Genomic DNA, 20,474 nt, shown 5'->3' on the forward strand with positions numbered 1-20,474 from the left:
GTTCCCTACGCCAACGTCAACGAAATTCTCTTCGACCTTCCATCGATTCCCGATTATCATAGAAGCCCGGTCCATTTCCATTGACTCTTATTTTTCTCGGCTAACTCGTCTCATGGCATTCCGTTTTCGCTCCGAAAAGCATCTGCCGGCCCTACTGATGATCTGTATGATCGGCATCCCCAATGCCGTTTCGGCTCAGAATAATCCGTTTGATGCTGCCGGTCCCGGTTTTCCTCAGCCCAGCAAACCGCTTTCGACGGGTAGCTCGTCGCCCGATTCCGACGATGAACAGCAAGACGATCCGTTGGTCGATCAATTGCGAATCAAGGCAAGATACGGTGGTGTCAAACTCGCCGAAGCGATCTCGTCACTCGCTCGAATCGGCAGTTGGTCTGATGTCAACGCATTGCTTGGGCAAGTCAACGATACGACCATCGATGCGAAACAGCTAGCTGAAATGTCGAAACAAATCGAACCAGCGTTGGGGCTGCGTATCGACTACCATGAAGCAATCGACGACAAAGCACGCAGCGGACTAAAAAAGTTGCGTGATGCACAGCGTCAAATCGCAAACTCGAAACCACGTCTTGACGCTGCGATCCAAGATCTCGACGATCCCTCGGTCGACAAGCAAATCGCAGCCGCCCGAACCCTGCTCGCTGGTGGTAACGCCGCAGTAAAGCAACTCGTGCAACATGCTGTGCTCGACAACCCACCCGCCCTGCGTGATGCGATCCTGAGGACGATGCTGCGGTTTGGCGACGAGGGACCAAGAGCACTTCGTCAATTGGCAATCTATGGAAAACCAAGCGAACGACTCGGAGCACTCAAGTCATTGGTTCGCATTAACAAAAACGATGCACTCGAATTACTGCTCAGCACCGTCTACTGGCCAGCAGCATCGGATGCGGAGATTGCGTTCGCAAGCAGCACGCTTCGCCAAGCGAATCGCCCCACCCCCACCGCCGAAGAGAGCATTGAATTCCTCTCACGACAACTCTCGTCAAAAGTCCGCTACGCGTCTCAAATCGACAATGATTTGGCCACGCGCACGATGTGGTTTGTCAACCAAACACGTGATGGTGTCGATGTCCAAACCGCTCGGCTACTCACGGCCGTCAATCGCGATGCCGTCGACATCGCATCTCTACTGCGCCGTTTTGAATCGCTACCAAGCGACGTTGCAAACGACATACTCAGCGCCGAATTAAACTACAGAATCATGCTCGACCTCGATTGGGGAGACGCTGAGCAGATTGCCGAATTCCGTTCCACCCACGCCAGCATTTTGGGACAAACGAGTTTGGAAAACGCTCTATCAGCAGCCATCGAAATGGACTCCCAGCCTGCCGTTATTGGTTTATTGCGGATGATCGGATCGGAAGCAAGCCCGGCGTTGCAATACCGTTGGTTGACCTCGACTTCGCCCGAACCGTCGCCGCTCGTTCGTGCAGCGATGTCCGCAAACACACGGGTTCGTTACGAAGCCGCAGCAGCGATCGCTGGCTTCGGCATCAAGGCCGACTATCCCGGTCGCAGCTTTGTGATGCAGACGCTATCCGAAATGGCTGCACTCGATTCACTTCCGACCGCAATATTGATTGAAACAAGGCCCGAAGTGATCGTCGACCAGGAGACGATATTGAGTAAACTTGGTTACTCTGTTCGCGTTGCCTCCAGTGTCGCTGATGCGGAAGAAATGGTGAACATGGGCGGCGACCTGCGTCTGTTGGTATCCAAAACGCAACTACCCGACCAAACGCCTGCTGAGTTGGTCGACCGAGTACGTCGACTCTCGCGTGGGAAATATTTACCGATCGTCTTCTACGGAACATACGACGAAGCGATCGACGCGTCTCGCTGGGAAGCCCCCGTCATCTACCGAGCGAAAATGCCGCAATCGGAAGCGTCCTTCTACGATATGTTTGACCAGTTGAAACGACGCTCACGACTTTCAGCCCTGACCCCATTCGATCGCCAGGTCTACCGAGAAAAAGCCAAGCTGCCCCGCTAATGACTTGCCCCCGGAACGTTCTCGTTCTGAATGCTTCGTGAGCAATTTGACCTTCAAATCGCCATCAATCGGTGCTGCTATTGGTACAAATTGTCGCTTTATGCCCAATGAATGGGGAAAAGTCCGGTTTCGACCTAGAACAAAACTTCACACTAAGTTAACGTAAACCTAACGGGTTTCGTCGTTGACCTTTTGCTTCCGGTTCGAATGCGGAGGGGTGTGCCATGTTCTACGACCTTCTTATTGCCAGCGTCGGCGTCTTTTTGATCGCTGCGCTAGGATTCTACGGAAGTTGGCTTCTCGGCCAGCGCCGCCACCGGTTCACAGACGCTTTTTGCGTGGTCGGTCTGCTTGGCGCCCCCGTGTTTTCTTGGTTCTTGTCAGAACAACTTTGGTTGGCGAAGTTTATTCCTGTAAGTGGAGCGGTGGTGTGGTCAAACTTTACCCCGGTATTGTTGGCAGTCGCTGCAGGCACGGTCTTCGCTAACCAAGCGAACTCCATTTTGCGGCGAGGTATGGTAGGGACGCCCCTTCTTGTCATCGCAATGGCCTGCTTGATCGGGCCGATGGCTCGACCTGTGATTCGGCCCTTAGCGGGGTTTGATTTTGATGGTGCACAATCGCAAGCGAGTCAGTGGCGAAATGGTGTTTGTCTTCAATCTCACGAGTCGACGTGTTGCCCGGCTTCGGCAGCAACCCTGCTCAAGTTACACGGAGTCGATTCGACCGAGCAAGAGATGGCTCGCGCGTGCTTGACCGGTCAAGACGGAACCAGTTCATTGGGGTTATTTCGAGGCCTTAGTACGGCAACCCGCCAAGCGTCGAAGAAGGCTTGTGTCGCAAATCGTAATCCTGAAAGTTGGACGTCTGGGAATCAGTTGCCGGTGATTGCACTGGTTAGGTTTGAATCTTGTCTTCCGGCGAGACAGACGCACTTTACCGATCGGTACTTTCGTTTGACTAGCTATGGCGACCACCGAGAAGGCCATGCCGTCGTGGTGGTTGGTCATACCGATGACGGAGACTGGCAAATTAGTGATCCAGCGGTTGGGCGGGTTACGTGGTCAGACCAACAATTCCGAAGCCGATTCACGGGTCAGGCGATCTACTTGGCGGACCGGTAGTTACACGCGACTCGTTACACGCCACAGCAGCATAGGGGTGGCAAGGTGGGTGGCAAGGTTGGCTTTCGCCCGCTGCCAGTCGATCAATGGATTCGGCAAAGGGGAAAGCTTGTCAATCGCCTTTCGCGTCAGTCATCCAATTGCGGTTTGACTTGCTTCCAAACGTCCAATGCGGCGTCGGCGAAGCTGCAGAAGAAGCCTGGTTCGCTCGGTCGTTCGTCCAGCACCGAACGCCAGAAGGCGCGGGCGCGGAAGTGATGACGTTTGTGCTGTCCGCCTGATCTTCGGCCGCCGGGACCCCGCCCGCGTCCGCGTCTGCCATGATCTCTTCCGCCACCGCGATGGTGGCGACGATGTCCATGACCGTGCTCGCTTTCCTCTTCCATGGCAGCCTCAATGGCTTCGTCGGTTGCAATTCGGCGCGTCAGTTCGAGCCAGCCTTCGCGGCTGTGAAGCAGTTCGGACCAGTTCTCATCGGCGGCCTCGCAGTGAAATTCCTCCAACGCTGAAAGCTGTTCGGCATTTGCCAGATTCAGCGCCCAATGCCGGCCCGCCGCTGCGCCCGATTCGGAGTGAACCGCTTCGGTAGCGGGTTCGGATTCGGTTGACGCCTTTAAACGTCGGACCGCACCGTCGATCGATGTGATTTCTTCAAACGGCCCGATCTCTTCGAGCTTCGTTTCAAATGCTTCGCAGGCGATTGCGGACCAATTGAGGAGGGAGCCGGCTCGCTTCATTCGCTTCTTCAGCTCGCAGGGTACGGTAATGGTGGTTCTTGAAAAACTCTTCTTGTGCATTCATCTTTCCTGGGAAAATGCGGTTCTAAATATAGCCGCCCGCTCTCAATCGCTAGCGGCCTTCAATGCATACACTTTATGCATTGGGGCGAAGGGTGTCAAGTGCGGCAGGCAAGAAAAGTGCTAAATCGCCATGATTGCGAACCTGTTCCTGGGGCCGTCCATGAAAAGCATGAGCCCCACTTGTGTCAGCCGCTTGGAATTCTAGACTAGCGGCTGGCAAATGCGACACGATCGACAGCGACGCATGACTGTGTCGGAAGCATTGGTTCTTTCGTTGAGTCGTTCTCAAGTTGCCCTTTACAGAGGAAGCAGCTGTGGTGGGATCCGTTTTCTGTTTGTCGCTGCCCTCTTCAGGCCAGCTTCTACTGGTCGCCAGCGTGGTCGTGGGGCTATGTGCAATGGCGATTGTTGTGATCGCTATGAAGTGGGGATCGTTTTGGTTTCAAGCTTACATGTCGGGGGCAAACGTCAGCATGGCGAGCTTGATCGCGATGACGTTTCTAAGGATTGACCATCGTATGATCGTGACGGCCATGATCATGGGCCGCCAAGCTGGGATCGGCAAAGAGCGGTCCGGTGGGATGACCACGGCGCGGCTACAATCGCACTTTTTGGCGGGCGGCAATGTCATGAACGTCGTTCGCGCGATCATCGCGGCGCAGCGGGCCGGGATCGATTTGGATTTCGATCGCGCCACCGCGATCGATTTGGCTGGTCGCGACGTGCTTCACGCTGTTCAAACCAGTGTCTCCCCAAAAGTCATCCATTGCCCCGACAATACCCATGGAGGCCCCCACACACTGAGCGCGGTTGCCAAGAACGGAGTGGAATTGCGGGTCGCCGCGTGCGTCACCGTCCGCACCAATCTAGAGCGATTGATTGGCGGAGCGACCGAAGAAACGGTGATCGCGAGGGTCGGCCAAGGGATCATCACCGCGATCGGTTCCGCAGATTCGCATATGGATGTTCTGGAGCAGCCATCGCAAATTTCCAAGGGTGCGATGTCGAATGGACTCGATGCAAATACGGCCTTTGCGATTGTCTCGATCGACATTTCCGACATTGACGTGGGGGAGAATATTGGTGCCCGGTTGCAATCCGACCAAGCGGATGCGGACACACGAATTGCGCGAGCACGAGCGGAGGTTCGTCGCGCCGAAGCGGTCGCCCGCGAGCAACAGATGAAAGCCAAGGTGACCGAGAGTAAAGGCAAAATGGTGCTTGCCGAAGCCGAGGTCCCCGCCGCTCTCGCCAACGCATTTCGCGAGGGGCATCTACGTAAGCCGAATACGCCGTTGCTTCACTAAAGCATTTTGCAAAAAGCCGTAGGCTGCGTGTTTAGTGGCTGTGGCTTCCAGCCGCAGCGTTTTTCTCATCTGGGGCTGGAAGCCCCAGCCACAGCATTCTTCTCAACTGGGGCTGGAAGCCGCAGCCGCAGCGTTTTTCTCAACTGGGGCTGGAAGCCCCAGCCACAGCATTCTTCTCAACTGGGGCTGGAAGCCCCAGCCACAGCATTCTTCTCAACTGGGGCTGGAAGCCGCAGCCGCAGCGTTCTTCTCAACTGGGGCTGGAAGCCCCAGCCACAGCGTTCTTCTCAACTGGGGCTGGAAGCCGCAGCCGCAGCGTTCTTCTCAACTGGGGCTGGAAGCCGCAGCCACAGCATTCTTCTCAACTGGGGCTGGAAGCCCCAGCCACAGCGTTCTTCTCAACTGGGGCTGGAAGCCGCAGCCGCAGCGTTCTTCTCAACTGGGGCTGGAAGCCCCAGCCACGTCAGAAATCAAAATGCTCTAAAGGCGTCACAACCATCAAGTAAATGAATTGGAAAACGTTATTGCTTGAGAGGTTGGCCTCCGGCCTGGCGGCGACCCAAACGCCTTTGATTCGGTGGCATTGGGCGTGAGACACCGGCAAAGATGCGCCGCCCTGTGGGCTGAAACCCAGCACCGTGTTCGTCGGGCTCGTGTTTGTCGGGCTAATGGGGCGAGCGGACGATGTCCGCTCAATTGCAGGGGCTAATCATCTTTCTGACTCATCTCTGATCGTTCCAAGTGTTTTTTTAGGAACGATTTGAGCTTTCGGCTCCGAACGTGTTTTAGTTCTGTCAACTGCAAAGTCACCTTTGCAGTGGTGTCGCCATCTGCACCCTCTGGGCCGCAAACGCCGATCGCATGCAGTGCATCCAATTCGGCGACTTCCTGGGGTCGTTCCAGAGTGACTTGAACGCCGGTAATCTCTTTTGTCTGGACGCTGGCCCACGTATTTTTACGGCCTTTGGGTCTGACCGCGACGCGATCGGGTGCATCGAATTGCAACGAATCGTCACCAGCCACTTGTTCGAGCAATCGGAGCGTCTTATCGGCCAATTCGATTGGCCACACGGGCTGCGAGTTTTCGGGGAATCCTTTTGCGAGCGAATGCCAGCGACGCCCGAGTACCTGCCAAAGGTCGGTCCCTCCTTCTGACTCCGCAGGATTCTTCATCGCCGCGGCGTCGTTTGCCGTCTTAGCCTTCTTAGCAGCCTTCTTTTTACTTGCTTTTGCGGTAGTCGTTCTGGTCTTTGTGGCTTTACCGGAAGCGGTCGTCGCTGGTTTCGGTTTCGGCTTTGAAAAAGTTTGGCCAGGGTTCATTGCTTCGGCCAAGTAGGGAGCTGTCAGGCTGCCGTTCGCTTTGTTTGCCGTGGCGACGAGTTGTTCAGGCGTTCCTGCGAATACAATTTCGCCACCTTCGACGCCAGCGCCCGGTCCCATGTCGATAATCCAGTCCGCACTTTTGATAATATCCATATTGTGTTCAATGACGGCGATCGTATTGCCCATTTCGACCAACCGTTGCATGACAACAAGCAGCTTTTCAATATCGTCAAAGTGCAAGCCGGTGGTCGGTTCATCGAGAATGTAGAGCGTTTTGCCTGTCATCGGTCGAGCCAACTCGGCAGCCAATTTCACTCGTTGAGCCTCACCACCCGACAACGTCGGAGCCGGTTGCCCCAGCGTCACATAGTCCAGACCGACATCGCAAATGGTTTGCAAGATGCGAGCGATACGGGGATAGTTTGCAAACAATTCAAGAGCCTCGCCGCACTGCATTTCCAAGACATCCGCAATCGACTTCCCATGGAATTTGACGTCCAAAACATCAGGCCGATAGCGGCGAGAATTGCAATCTTCGCAGGGAACCCAAACATCAGGCAAAAAGTGCATTTCGACCTTTAGATGCCCGTTTCCTTCACACGTTTCGCAGCGACCGCCCGAAACGTTGAAGCTAAAGGTTCGCGACGAAAACCGCCGCTCAGCCGCTTCGGGGATCTCAGCAAACAATTGACGAATCAGGTCGAACATCCCCGTGTAGGTTGCCGGGTTACTTGACGGACTATTGCCAAGCGGCGATTGGTCGACTTGGATCACTTTGTCGATAAAGCGAATGCCGTCCATCTTTTCATGGCGTCCTGGGCGAACTTTGGCACGGTGCAATCGACGAGCTAAGGCGGGATACAAAACACCTTCGATCAACGAACTCTTTCCGCTGCCGCTTGGACCGGTGATCGCCGTTAGCACACCAAGTGGCAAATCAAAGTCGACGCCGTTAAGATTGTTTTCGCGTGCTCCTTTGATGGACAACAAGTTCACGTATGGATCTCCGCTTGGGCTAAGCACGGGCCGCCGTGAAGTAGGAATGGCCAATGATTTCTTGCCGGTGATATAGCCGGCGGTAACCGATTGATCGAAAGGCTCGACCGACTTCGGGTTCCCTCGTGCAACCAAACGCCCTCCATAGCGGCCTGCCCGCGGCCCAAAATCGCACAAGTAGTCACTGTTGGCGATCACATCATGATCGTGCTCGACCACCAATAACGTGTTACCCAAATCTCGCAGCCGATGTAACGCTCCGATTAGCCGCGTGTTATCTCGTGGATGCAGCCCAATGGTTGGTTCGTCCAAAACGTAAAGCACACCACACAAACCGCTGCCGAGTTGCGAAGCCAAGCGAATCCGTTGGGCCTCTCCACCCGATAACGTTGCCGCGCCGCGATGAAGCGTTAGGTATTCGAGTCCGACGTCGAGCAAGAATCGGACTCGTGACGACACCTCTCGCAACAATTCGCCCGCTATCTTTTGCTCTCGTTTATCAAGTTCCCATGAAGCCACATGGTCGGCCAATCGGCCGAGTGGCATTTGCACCAAATCGGCCATCGTTCGTTCTCGAAATCGGACGGCTGCAGCTTCCTCTTGCAATCGTGATCCATCGCAAGCGCTGCAATCAATTTGGTCAACAAACTGTTCCAACTTCCCTCGCAATCCTGGCGTCAAACGAGCGGCTTCGGCCAACGCAGGGTAAAACCCCTTGAACTGATACCGGAACAACACCGCATCATCGGTCTTGTCTTTCGCTTTCGCTTTCGGGTTGGACTGCGAAGCTCCATCGCTTTCACGAACTTCGATCCAAGCGTCTTGGGTGCCGTGGAACAGGATTCGCCGTTGTGCGACCGTTAGATCGACATACGGTATATCGATCGGAATACGAGCATGGCGTGACAAGGCCCGCAGCATCGATCGCGATATGGATTGATCGAGCGATGGCCAAAGCAGTGCGGCACCATCTGCCATTGTCGCCGTCGGCGAACCGATCAATGCGGCAGGATTGGTACCTGTTTGCGTCCCCAAACCTTCACAGTGTGGGCACCAACCGATCGACGAGTTGAACGAAAAGTGATGCGGTGTCAGGTGTGAAAACGAACGTCCGCAATCGACGCAAACCAAATGTTGGCTATGCGAGATGATCTGCCAATCGTTTTCAACTCGATCTGGATCGGCGATGGCGACTTTTAGCTCACCGACGCCGAGCGATAACGCCTGCTCGACACTATCGCTAATACGCGAACGGTCCGATTCTTGGATCACGACTCGGTCGACGACGACTTGAACGTCATGCTTTTGACGCGAATCGAGCATCGGAGCTTCTTCGAGTGAAACGGTCACGCCGTTGATGCGGATGCGTTGATAGCCCGTACTTCGCAGGGATTGCCATGTGTCCTCCGATGCGGGACCCGATTGAACGTCGATCGGAGCCATCAATAGTGCTCGCGTCCCAGTCGCCATCGACATCACCTTGTCGACAATTTGATCCGGTGTTTGCGTGCCGACGGGAACTTGGCAATCGGGGCAGTACATCGTCCCGAGCCGAGCCATCAAGATGCGCAAATAGTCATAGATTTCGGTCACGGTACCAACGGTACTGCGTGGCGAATGCCCTAGATTCTTTTGCTCCAATGCGACGGCGGGTGACAGCCCTTCGATCCGCTCGACCTTGGGCTTTTGGACTTGCCCAATGAATTGACGGGCATAGGAGGACAACGATTCGACGTAACGTCTTTGGCCTTCGGCGTAGATGGTATCCATCGCGAGCGAACTTTTTCCGCTCCCGCTCGGTCCGCAGAATACGGTCATTGCATCGCGAGGAATCTCGACGTCAACGGATTTCAAGTTATGCTCGGTCGCCCCTTCGACGGTCACGTGTGTCCCCGAGTTCGTCGCGGGGGTCATTGATTGCTTTTCCTTGGCTGGCGAATCGACCGAGTTTTTGGTCGCTTGGCGTTTGATGCCCAACGACCGAGCCAGCGCGGCTCCGGTATAACTGCCAGCAACCTTAGCGACATCGGCAGGTCGCCCCGCGGCGACCACTTGGCCTCCGCCCTCGCCACCTTCGGGACCGAGGTCGATCACCCAATCCGCCGTTTTGATGACGTCGGTGTTGTGCTCGACAATCACAATCGTGTTGCCACGATCCGCCAAGTCATGGATCACGTTGAGCAGCAGTTGAATATCAGCAAAATGGAGTCCTGTTGTCGGTTCGTCGAGAACATACAAGGTGCGTCCGGTCTCGCGTTTACTCAGTTCCCGTGACAATTTGATGCGTTGTGCTTCGCCGCCTGATAACGTCGGCGACGGTTGGCCGAGATGCAGATATTCGAGCCCCACGTCGACCAAGGTTTGCAATTTGTCCGCCACCTTGGGGATGTTCTTGAAGAGTTCCAAGCCTTCAGAAATGTCCATCTCTAACACATCCGCGATCGATTTTCCTTTGAACTCGACCGATAGGGTTTCGCGGTTGTAGCGACGTCCTTGGCAAACGGGGCACGTCACCCAAATGTCGGCCAGGAAATCCATTTCGAGCTTCGTCGCTCCGTTGCCATTGCATGCGGCACATCGTCCGCCGTCGACGTTAAAGCTAAACCGGCTCGCCGTGTAACCTCGCGTTTTGGCCTCCGTCAACTTCGCGAACAGATTTCGAATTTCGTCAAAAACCTTGACGTAGGTGCCTGGGTTACTTCGTGGCGTCCGTCCGATTGGCGATTGGTCGATTGCGATCGTTTTGTCTAAATGTTCGAGTCCGCTGATCGAACGATGTGTCCCAATTTCGCAGCTGGCTCCATTGAGGGCGCACCTCAGTGCGGGTTCGACGATTCCACCGATCAGCGAACTCTTGCCACTACCGGAAACTCCCGTCACACAAGTGACCGTTCCCAGCGGGATCGAAACATCGATATCCTTCAAATTGTGAAACGTTGCACCGTAAATCGTAAGCTGCGTCTCGGCGTCGATCGGGCGAAGGGTTTTCGGCGGCTCGATCTTTCGTTTGCCTGACAAAAATTGGCCCGTAACACTCTTGCTTGACTTGGAGACAGCCGTCACGTTTCCAGCGGCGACAATTTCCCCCCCCTTGATGCCCGGACCCGGCCCAAAGTCGATGACGCGATCCGCGGCACGCATCGTGTCTTCGTCGTGTTCGACGACGATCAGCGTATTCCCTCGATCACGAAGTTGGGTCAGTGTTTCGATCAAGCGATCGTTATCACGCGGATGCAAACCAATCGAAGGCTCGTCGAGGATATAGAGCACGCCGACCAAACCGCTGCCGATTTGGCCTGCCAAGCGAATTCGCTGCGATTCGCCACCCGACAAAGTAGGGGCTGTCCGCCCCAACGTGAGATAGTCCAAGCCGACGCCGAGTAGGAATCCCAAACGAGTGCGGATTTCCTTGAGTGCTTCCGAGGCGATCTTGGCGTCGGTTTCGTTGAGCGTGACGTCGCTGAAGAAGTCAACCAAACGATCGATTGGAAGTTCGCACAATTCCGGCAACGTTTGCTTTTCAATGTGGAATGATTCTAGAAAAGATCGGTTAGCGGTGCTAAGTGTGACCGCGCTTGCTTGGTCGTTCAGTCGTCGTCCATGGCAATCGAGGCAATCGATTGTACTCATGTATTTTTCGAACTGCTTTTGCTGCATCTTGTTGCGATTGGTTTTGTATCGCGTTAGCAGTTCGGGAATGAAGCCTTCGAAGGATCCGGAATACTTCTTTGCTTTGCGTCCCCCTCGCCAGACAAATTCAAGAGCGTCGTTGGTGCCCCAGAGCCAAATGTGTTTTGCTTCGTCGGGTAAGTCTCGCCATTTGCCTTCGAGCATGGTGCCGGGCTTGAGATCAAGCGTTTGATCCATCGCATCGGCGACGCCCTTGTAGATATGGCGGCGATAGCGGCCCAGGTCACCCCATTTACCGAGTAGGTCGATGGCACCTTTGCGGATCGACAGCGAGTCGTCAGGAATCAACAATTCGGGCACGAACGTGTAGAGATGCCCGATTCCATCGCAGGCGGGGCACATGCCTTGCGGGCTATTGAAGCTAAACAGTTGAGGGGATGGCGGTTTGAAACTTTTGCCACACGCGCCGCAGGCGTACTTGGACGAATACAACACGTCTTCGGCTGGTTCCGCCGTAGCCGCATCGTTGGCTTCGGTTAGCGAGACAATCGCCGACGATTCACCTAGCTTTAACGCCGTTTCAAGCGCTTCAATCACTCGGCCACGATCCCGCGAGTCAGGATCGATGCGAGCGACGACGACTTCCACATCGTGGCGATGTTGTCGATCGAGGGTGGGGGGATCGTGTAATTGAATCGTTTCGCCGTCAACACGTGCACGCGAGAAACCCTGTTTGCGAAGGTCATCAAACAGGTCGCGAAATTCTCCCTTTTGACCGCGAACGAGAGGAGCCATCAACCACAACGTCGCTCCGGCCGGTAGCGATAAAATGCGTGAAGCGATCGCATCGCGAGATTGTGCCGTGATTTCACAGCCACAATCGGGGCAATGGCCGGTGCCGACGCGAGCGAAAAGGACTCGCAAAAAATCGTAAATTTCGGTGATTGTGCCAACGGTACTACGCGGGTTATTACCCGACGATTTTTGGCTGATCGAGATCGATGGACTTAAACCGCCCACAAAATCGACGTCGGGTTTGGGCATTTGACCCATGAACTGCCGAGCGTAATTGCTCAAACTCTCGACATACCGACGTTGGCCTTCCGCGTACAGAGTGTCAAATGCTAGCGAAGATTTTCCACTGCCACTAACCCCTGAGAAACAGATCAATTCGCCTCGCGGTAGCGTCAAATTGACGTCTCGCAAATTGTGTTCTCGAGCGCCTTTGACTGTGATTTCCTTGGTCGCCATACCGGAAATGATACCTTTTTTCCTGTTATTCTGTGCATATGTCGCTCGGCTCGCCGAGCGGAAAGCGTCCACCGATAGGCTCGGCCCAGCTTCCGATCCCTAAACCGAAGACTCTTTCCGCTCGGAGAACCGAGCGCCAATCTTGAGAAGCCTCAAGCTAAGAATATCAACAAGGCAGAGAAAGGGCGCGTGCCCTCGTGAAATTTATTCATTTGGGGTAAGATTTGTCCTTACGAATCGACATGAAAGAGGTGACGCAGCAAATGGCAAAAGGATTGTTCACTCAAGGAATGTGCATCCTGCTGCGCGAACCGGTCTCGATTCAGGACTTAGAAGAACGGTTAAAGGCGTTTGAAATCGTCGGTCGACACGAGTCGATCGAGGATGATGACGCACCGGAAACGCTGGTCTTAAAGTATCGTGAGGACGTTGGTGGCCATTTATTGGTGACGCCGTCGAGGTCGCGCTGGCCCGATGATATGGGAGACCCCGACGAATCGCCTGAACGTTTTGTCGCTTGGTCTCTCGGCCAATTCGGCCCCCTGGCCTTCCCCGGATGTCTGCAACGAGCTGGTGAGCAATCGTGGGGCTGGGAGGAAGGCGGTCAGGCGGTCGCCGAACATACCGCACACATCCGGCTATTGATAAGCTACGTTCTGGGTACCGAAGAAATCGAGGGGGAAGAGGATGACGAGGACATCCCGCTCGTGCCCGAAGATTATGATGCGATGCACGAAATGCAATTCATTACTCGCGCCGTGACGGAACTATTGGAGTTGCCGCAAGCGATTTGCTACTTCAATCCAGGCGGTGAGATTCTCAGAGGGCAAAATAGTTTGCGGCAAGGTTTGAATTATGCCTGGAATCATCAGTTGCCTGCGCTCGATATGTGGACAAATGTCCGAATCTTCAAAGCGGACGAAACTTGGTCGTTGATGGACACCGTCGGAAACGGACAACTCGACCTACCCGATTTAGAAGCGGTTTTTCGTACCGATCAGTTTGATCCCGCGGATGTTGAACGGTTCCTACGCAATGCCTCACTCTATATGTTGACGTCGGACGAGGAGGTGGAAGAAGGAGATACTGCGGACGGACCAGGAGAAATCAATTGGATGGCGATGGAATGCGACGAGGCTTTGTCGGATCCCCCGCGGGCAACCATGCGATGGATCCCTCAAAACGGTTCCGATCCCCCAGCGGAACTGCTAGCACGCGGCGAAGCACCCGACGAACTCGACGAAGAAGATGATGATGATGAATTCGACGAAGATTTCCTCGACGACGATTTTTAGCAAAAAGGGCGTCCTGTTTCGTCCCGTTTTATCTTTAGGGTGCGGTATATCGTGACTGGGGCCTCCAGCCCCAGTTCTGCGGCTGGAAGCCACTGCCACAAAAAAACGCAACCCTAAAGTCCTCTTTTGACGAAGCGCTAGGTTTCCTGATTCCGTCGTAGCATTCACAAGCGGGAAACCTACGCCACCTGGAGGATGAGCGACCAACTTGGCAGACGATTGGTCGAATGCGATGAAGTCAAGCGACGCGCCCGCAAACGCTCGGCTGGCAGATTTACTCTGTTCGAGGCTCCTGCCTCGTGACGGGGCAAGGGAGCTTCCGCCTCCTCTCATGAGGCTCGTGACACAGGGAACTCTACCCATTGGGCTCACCGGCGGGAGCACGGGAACACGTTTACGATTTGCCCACGCCCACACGTGGCATGCCCTTTGCATCTACCGTCTTTGTACCGGGTAATCGCTGAGTCGTTTGGATGTCTGCTATTTGCCCTTCCGAAAGAAATCAATTCGGCAATACAAACGAGGGAGAAGCAATGAGGGAACGTGTCACATGGATAAACCACAATAACCATTGATCGACTCAACGACCTCACGCACCACTCGCCGCTTTTACACGTCTCAAACGAAACGAATTCATGCGCAACGAACGAGAACAAAAATTTGATAAAATGCGTACTTCGATCGAAGAACGATTTTCCAATGAGCCCGATGAGCGAAACGAGGGCATTGGGAAGAGAGAAAACATGCTTGCCTTTGGAGCGGCTATTGCGGCAACCTTTCTGGCAAGAAATGCTTTGCAAGCGAGCTGGCGAACCACGCTCGATCGTGACCCGCCGAAGAACCCGGCTTCGCCCGAAGTGGATTGGAAAGATGCATTGCTATGGGGAGCTCTCTCAGGAGCGGTCGTCGGCATGGCTCGGATCGCATCACGGCGAACATCCTCCGCCGCCTACAATCATTTCCGCTCTTAACGCTTGCAGTTGAATCAGCGACATCATCCCGCCAATCCATCATCACACAAATCAATCGCGATGAGATAGCAGACTTTGATATCGGATTTCATTTTCGCTTGATGGCTTTTTATCTTGGACGTCCGAGCATTTTCACTGTGTCGTACGTGATGTCGTCGCCTACATCCCATTCACCTTAGCGGCAATTGTTTCGCTGCGTCGTACAATCGATACCTCTTAAAAACTTTCCCTCGTTGGCTTCGTTTCTAAATCCAATCGTTTGCATACCCCTTTCGCAAAAAGCCAAATAGACATGATCGCCACCGCTATCCAAATCATCTGCATCGTCGTGTTGGTTGCGTTGACGGTTGGTTCGCTACTTAACATCAGCACATCTTCTCATTGGTTCATTCGGGCCTGGGATTTCCCGCGGATGCAAATCCTTGGCATTGCGGTTTTTGTCGCGACCGCCTTCTTTGTTATCCAAATTTGCCTATCGACAGCGATTCCTATATGGGCTAGCTGGATGGTTGCTTTGATTGTTCTGTTCTTGATGGGCTGGCATGGATACCGAATTGTTCCCTATACACCCATTTGGCCGCAGCAAACTCTTTCACCGCCCACGCCGGATTCTGACAACAGCTTGCGATTGATTATCAGCAACGTGGAGATGGAAAACGATCAGTACGAAACATGGATGCGGACCATCGAGAAAGAAAATCCAGACGTCGTCGTTGCTCTGGAGGTCGACGATTCTTGGATGGATGCTTTGGTCGATTGGCGATCACGTTATCCGCATCAGATCGCCTACCCACAAGACAATTGGTACGGGATGCTGCTCGCATCCAAATTGCCAATCGTCGAGTCGGATCTGAAATTCCTCGTTCAGCAGGACATACCATCGATCCACGCCAAACTCAGATTGAGATCAGGAGAAACCATTCAATTGATTTGCGTCCACCCGCGTCCTCCTGAACCACTGCGTGATAACGATTCAAGTAGCCGGGACGCAGAAATGATGGTGCATGGTGAACAATTGCAAACGGAGAAAGGGCCAGTCATTGTCGGTGGCGATTTGAACGACGTTGCGTGGTCCCGAACGACGCGGCTATTTCTGCGAATCAGTGATTTATTGGATCCGCGACGTGGCCGAGGCTTCTACAACTCGTTCCATGCACAGCACGCCTTCATGCGATTTCCGCTTGATCATGTCTTCCATTCGCAACATTTTGGGCTGCGGCAACTACGTCGTCTCGGCAACGTCGGTTCTGATCACTTTCCGATTTTAATCGAACTCCAGTATGAACACGAGATGACTGATCAGCAAGAATCGTTGGAAGCTTCGGAAGCGGATGAAGAATTGGCAGAGGAATTGAAAACGCGAGAGCATGTCTAGACAGCGATACTCCGTCGAGTTCTCGTTTAACCACTATTCCTTTCTTGCTTGGCCTGGTTCGTCGATCATCGACTGCAGCGTCTTTTCCAACTGTTCGGCCAACTCGGGTTGTTCGCTAATCAAGTTATTGAGTTCTTCGATATCTTGAGAGTGGTCGTAGAGTTGGTAGGGCTTGTCGAACGGTCTGCTACTCGGTCGCGATCGCCCGCCTGAACCTCGCGTGGCAATGAATTTCCATTTCCCTGAAAAGAGTGCAAAAGAGCCGTTGATGGAATGCCCAATAACGGGTGCCCGTTCGTAATCGCCTTGCTGAGAAAGCAGCGAATAGAAACTGTAGCTGTCTTCGCCTGCGTCGTCGGGGATCTGTTGGCCAATGACGTCAGCGCAGGTGGCGAGGATATCCACGATACTGGTTGTGGTATCCGATGCAAGACCGGCCTTGAACCTCCCCGGGAATCGCACAAAGAACGGCACTCGGTGTCCACCATCGAAGATGTCCGCCTTCTGTCCGCGATAGGGGAAATTCGCATCGTGGGTCGCTGCGTGATAGCCTTGAACGGATTCGTCCGTTGTATGGTCGGCTCCATCCGCACCCACTCCTGGGTTCTCGGGCGAGTGGAGGCGTTTCATGAACGAGCCGTTGTCGCTGGTGAAAAGGATCATCGTATTCTCATCGATACCGACGTCCTGCACAGCGGCCATCACTTGCCCAACCGTCCAGTCGGTTTGAATCACATAATCGCCATACGGTCCGATCCCTGATTTCCCTTGGAAGCGTTTGGCGGGCATGACCGGCTTGTGCGGTGCTGGCAGCGGCAAGTAGATGAAAAACGGCTGCTCGGCTGCGGCCTGCTTCTTGATGTAGTCCACCGTGGTCTCGGTCAGTTGATCAAGTACCCGTTCGTGCTCGAACTCGGTTCCCGTCTCTCCGGCTCGTAAATATTCTGGGAACTCACGGTTTGGTTTCATCTCGACTGCTTCGGCATCAATCTTATCATCGTTGATGAAGACATATGGCGGGAAGTCCAATGAGGCGGTGATGCCATAAAAGCGATCGAAACCATTTTCCAACGGCCCATTGGCAACCTTGCCCGTTAGATCCAGTTTGTTTTTTCCTTGGAGTGGCAGGTCCATACCCAAATGCCACTTGCCGAAGCAAGCCGTGGTGTATCCGCTGGCCTTGAAGAGATCCGCGATCGTGAACCGCTCCGGTTCAATCAGGTGTGTTGAATAGCCATTGAGAACACCATTTTTGAGTCGGCTGCGCCAGCAGTAACGTCCTGTCACCAATCCGTAGCGTGTCGGCGTGCAAACGGCGGAACCGGAGTGAGCGTCCGTAAACGTGACGCCCTCCTTAGAGAGTCGGTCCAGGTTCGGGGTGGGGATCTTTGAATTCGGATTGAGAGCATGGACGTCACCCGACCCCATATCATCGGCCAAAATAATGATGACGTTCGGTTTGCCAGTGTTCGAATTGTCCGCCGCGCTGAGAATCGTGGTTGTGGATAGGACGATGAACAGGGATGCGAGCAGTCTCATGTTGGTGGTTCTCGGTATTTGATTTGAATTATCGGGTCATTACTTGGTAACAAACGACGACAACCACTATAGCTGAAAAGTCACTACATTCGAGGTAGTGGGATTCGCCAGGGGGCCGGTAGTGTCAGTCCTGGGGGCAAGCAGCCTCGACTGCCTTGGAAATGCTATTATTCACTGAGCGAACACAAATGGCCGTGCGTGATGAATGGATGAGTGTGCGATTAGTGCTGATTAGTGTTCCAAATTCTCCGTTCCCTCAACTTTGAAAAAACTCAAAGTTGTCTCACTCATGTTGGCGCAGAGGGGTGCGTGATGAATGGATTAGTGTGCGATTAGTGCTGATTAGTGTTCCAAATTCTCCGTTCCCTCAACTTTGAAAAAACTCAAAGTTGTCTCACTCATGTTGACGCAGAGGGTCAACCTTAAATTTCATCCTGGTTGAGGGGCGAATATGGTAACACTGATCTTCGCTAATCGAACACTCATTTTCCAGGCTGCCGCTCAATCGAACACAAATGTCCGTGCGTGATGAATGGATTAGTGTGCGATTAGTGCTGATTAGTGTTCCAAATTCTCCGTTCCCTCAACTTTGAAAAAACTCAAAGTTGTCTCACTCATGTTGGCACAGAGTGTCAACCTTAAATTGCATCCTGGTTGAGGGGCGAATATGGGAACACTAATCTTCGCTAATCGAACACTCATTTTCTAGGCTGCCGCTCAATCGAACACGAATGGCCGTACGTGATGAATGGATTAGTGTGCGATTAGTGCTGATTAGTGTTCCAAATTCTCCGTTCCCTCAACTTTGAAAAAACTCAAAGTTGTCTCACTCATGTTGACGCAGAGGGTCAACCTTAAATTTCATCCTGGTTGAGGGGCGAATATGGTAACACTGATCTTCGCTAATCGAACACTCATTTTCCAGGCTGCCGCTCAATCGAACGCAAATGGCCGTGCGTGATGAATGGATTAGTGTGCGATTAGCGCTGATTAGTGTTCAGCATTTAATTCTTAACGATTATTGGGGACGTGAAGATCGTCGATGACAAAACGCTTCCATTCCAGTTCACCTTTCTTTCCAAAGTTGATGAGATAGCCGACCCGTTTGCGGGCGATTCGCATGTAATTAAACAGTTGTGCCTCATGATCCGAGCACAGTTCCTTCAACGCCTTCAACTCGACCACGATTTCACCAAATACCAGTAAGTCAGGTCGGTACTTTGCATTGAGATGATGCCCCTTGAAGTAGATGTCGAGTTCCGCCTGGGCCACAAAGCCAATTGTCCGAAGTCCCAGTTCAACCTCCAATGCCGATTGGTAGACATCTTCAGCCATGCCGTAGCCAAGCTCGTTATAGACCTCGAAAGCGGCCCCCATCAGATCGTAGCCTTCTTGCTTCAACATAAAATAGCATCCTTATTGAGGGGCGAATGTGGGTAACACTAATCTTCGCTAATCGAACACTCATTTTCTAGGTGTCAATTGGGGCGTCATTTGGGGCCAGCCATTTTCTTTTTGATCTATCGGTTCAATCTTGGTAGATTCGAGGAACACTGATTAAACCAAGGAGAGCAAAATGCCTCGACAACCTCGCTATGAAGCCGCCGACCACGTTCGTCAAGGCGGTTGGCGTGCTGAGCGAGAAAGCCTTCCACTTCGGCGTCAATCGCGGCTTGAAGCATTTTGCGGGCTCCTTCACGGACCAGTTCATCCAATGGGCTTTTCTCGTCGAACTGAGCTCGGAAAGAAATCACTTCCGGATCGAGCGGCTCGTCCACTGGTAAAGCGGTTCGTTCTGTTTTAACTTGGTTCATGGCGTATTCCTTTGCCCACTTCGGGCCGTTGGAGGGTTGAAGTTCCAACAGGATGCGCCACCTTTTTCATTTCTTCAAGAACACAACTTTTGATAATATCTCATTTGGATGTCCCTTTCTGGAGTTTGCAAAACCTTCTTGCGAATTCTATCCGCTTGAAGTTTCTGATTAAACTCAGTGGCTACTCAGAGGGGTCGCGGAGGTACATTCCAGCTTGCCGTGGATGGTATCGTTGGCATCTCGGGCATCACGCTTGTTGCAAACTCCAACACCTTGGCTGATGGATTTGCCTTTACAATTGCTATCTAAAATGGGGTTTTCCGCCGACGTCGGGCGGCCAGGAGAATTCCAACGCTTGCTAATCCGATCGGCAGCGACGGTTCAGGCACGGCACTGATCGATACGTTGTCCAGCCAAATCGTCGTATCCAGACCGTCCGATTGGAGTGAATTCCCGGCTGCCATGAATTCTAACAATACCGTTCGCCCAGCCAGCGAAGAGACGTCCGTGGTGATCGTCGCAAACATACCATCATCCTGTCGGGTGGTTGCCGATCCAAGAAATTCCGTGCCGTCGTTATCGACGCTGAAAAACGAAGGAAAAACAGGGTCGCTGATCGCCAATAACGGGTCAAACGTATCTGGATCGAATAGTGTCGCTTGAAAGCTGTCCCGAACTCCGTTCGAATCAAATACTCCGTCGGTGCCAAGCCGATACTGAAACATCAGTAACATCGAGCCCTCAGGCAATGTGAACTCCTGTTGCAACTGAACCGCATCCGAACCGTCGCCGACGAGGAACTTTGCTTGGCCGTTGTCATCCGTCGGTGGATCGCCAAATAGCGGATCGACCTCCCAGCTAACAAAGAAATCTTGAGTGGAATCGGCAGGCGTTTCAGGTTGAGAAAAGTCACCGTTACTGATCGCGGCAACAGCAAAACTCGTCGATAGGCAACACCAAGCATAAATCGTGACTTGAACGACCTGCCGGACCGAATGAGTGGTTTTGTAGAATAATTGATTCATCGCTGTGCCT

13 protein-coding genes and 1 pseudogene are annotated in these 20,474 nt (G+C 53.4%); 7 read left to right on the forward strand and 7 right to left on the reverse strand.

What is annotated here, in order from left to right:
- Positions 1–112 precede the first annotated feature (112 nt).
- Together Q31b_RS19655 and Q31b_RS19660 are read left to right on the forward strand one after the other, a co-directional pair.
- Entirely contained in the window at positions 113–2,014 is a 1,902-nt protein-coding gene (locus tag Q31b_RS19655) for a hypothetical protein (protein ID WP_146601333.1), read from the forward strand.
- A 224-nt stretch (positions 2,015–2,238) separates the two neighbouring features.
- A complete protein-coding gene (locus tag Q31b_RS19660) occupies positions 2,239–3,138 on the forward strand; it encodes a cysteine peptidase family C39 domain-containing protein (RefSeq protein ID WP_146601334.1) in 900 nt (299 codons plus the stop codon).
- Positions 3,139–3,266: 128 nt separating this feature from the next.
- Here the strand turns inward: Q31b_RS19660 and Q31b_RS19665 are convergent, their stop codons facing one another.
- Both Q31b_RS19665 and Q31b_RS19670 read right to left on the reverse strand, forming a co-directional pair.
- On the reverse strand, positions 3,267–3,935 hold the full coding sequence (locus tag Q31b_RS19665; protein ID WP_146601335.1) for a hypothetical protein: 669 nt from the start codon (positions 3,933–3,935) through the stop codon (positions 3,267–3,269).
- Positions 3,936–4,011: 76 nt separating this feature from the next.
- On the reverse strand, positions 4,012–4,227 hold the full coding sequence (locus tag Q31b_RS19670; RefSeq protein ID WP_146601336.1) for a hypothetical protein: 216 nt from the start codon (positions 4,225–4,227) through the stop codon (positions 4,012–4,014).
- Positions 4,228–4,252: 25 nt separating this feature from the next.
- Here Q31b_RS19670 and floA point away from each other — a divergent pair, with 25 nt between their 5' ends.
- A complete protein-coding gene (floA, locus tag Q31b_RS19675) occupies positions 4,253–5,245 on the forward strand; it encodes a flotillin-like protein FloA (protein WP_390622337.1) in 993 nt (330 codons plus the stop codon).
- A 34-nt stretch (positions 5,246–5,279) separates the two neighbouring features.
- Positions 5,280–5,729, forward strand: coding sequence for a hypothetical protein (locus Q31b_RS19680; RefSeq protein WP_146601337.1), 450 nt, complete (start codon positions 5,280–5,282; stop codon positions 5,727–5,729).
- A gap of 221 nt (positions 5,730–5,950) precedes the next feature.
- Here the strand turns inward: Q31b_RS19680 and uvrA are convergent, their stop codons facing one another.
- Positions 5,951–12,445, reverse strand: coding sequence for an excinuclease ABC subunit UvrA (uvrA, locus tag Q31b_RS19685; RefSeq protein WP_146601338.1), 6,495 nt, complete (start codon positions 12,443–12,445; stop codon positions 5,951–5,953).
- Positions 12,446–12,708: 263 nt separating this feature from the next.
- Between uvrA and Q31b_RS19690 the strand changes: the two genes are divergently transcribed.
- The 3 genes from Q31b_RS19690 (at position 12,709) to Q31b_RS19700 (ending at position 16,086) form a co-directional block, all read left to right on the forward strand.
- The gene (locus Q31b_RS19690; RefSeq protein WP_146601452.1) at positions 12,709–13,740 is read left to right on the forward strand and encodes a DUF4261 domain-containing protein; all 1,032 of its coding nucleotides are present in this window, start codon (positions 12,709–12,711) and stop codon (positions 13,738–13,740) included.
- Positions 13,741–14,408: 668 nt separating this feature from the next.
- Entirely contained in the window at positions 14,409–14,711 is a 303-nt protein-coding gene (locus Q31b_RS19695; protein ID WP_231617707.1) for a DUF4235 domain-containing protein, read from the forward strand.
- Positions 14,712–15,003: 292 nt separating this feature from the next.
- Positions 15,004–16,086 carry an endonuclease/exonuclease/phosphatase family protein gene (locus Q31b_RS19700; protein ID WP_146601340.1) on the forward strand — a complete coding sequence of 361 codons (1,083 nt, stop codon included), beginning with the start codon at positions 15,004–15,006 and terminating at the stop codon, positions 16,084–16,086.
- Positions 16,087–16,119: 33 nt separating this feature from the next.
- Here the strand turns inward: Q31b_RS19700 and Q31b_RS19705 are convergent, their stop codons facing one another.
- The 4 genes and pseudogenes from Q31b_RS19705 to Q31b_RS19720 form a co-directional block, all read right to left on the reverse strand.
- On the reverse strand, positions 16,120–17,625 hold the full coding sequence (locus Q31b_RS19705; RefSeq protein ID WP_146601341.1) for a sulfatase family protein: 1,506 nt from the start codon (positions 17,623–17,625) through the stop codon (positions 16,120–16,122).
- A 1,011-nt stretch (positions 17,626–18,636) separates the two neighbouring features.
- Positions 18,637–19,029: a GxxExxY protein gene (locus tag Q31b_RS19710; protein ID WP_146601342.1), complete on the reverse strand. Its 393-nt coding sequence runs from the start codon at positions 19,027–19,029 to the stop codon at positions 18,637–18,639.
- 194 nt (positions 19,030–19,223) lie between these two features.
- Positions 19,224–19,439 (reverse strand): annotated as a pseudogene (locus Q31b_RS19715) (IS256 family transposase); the annotation flags it as partial.
- 305 nt (positions 19,440–19,744) lie between these two features.
- Complete coding sequence (locus Q31b_RS19720) at positions 19,745–20,464, reverse strand: PEP-CTERM sorting domain-containing protein (protein ID WP_197171885.1); 720 nt, start codon at positions 20,462–20,464, stop codon at positions 19,745–19,747.
- Positions 20,465–20,474: the final 10 nt, after the last annotated feature.

It is taken from the genome of Novipirellula aureliae, from assembly GCF_007860185.1.
Classification (GTDB): domain Bacteria; phylum Planctomycetota; class Planctomycetia; order Pirellulales; family Pirellulaceae; genus Novipirellula_A; species Novipirellula_A aureliae.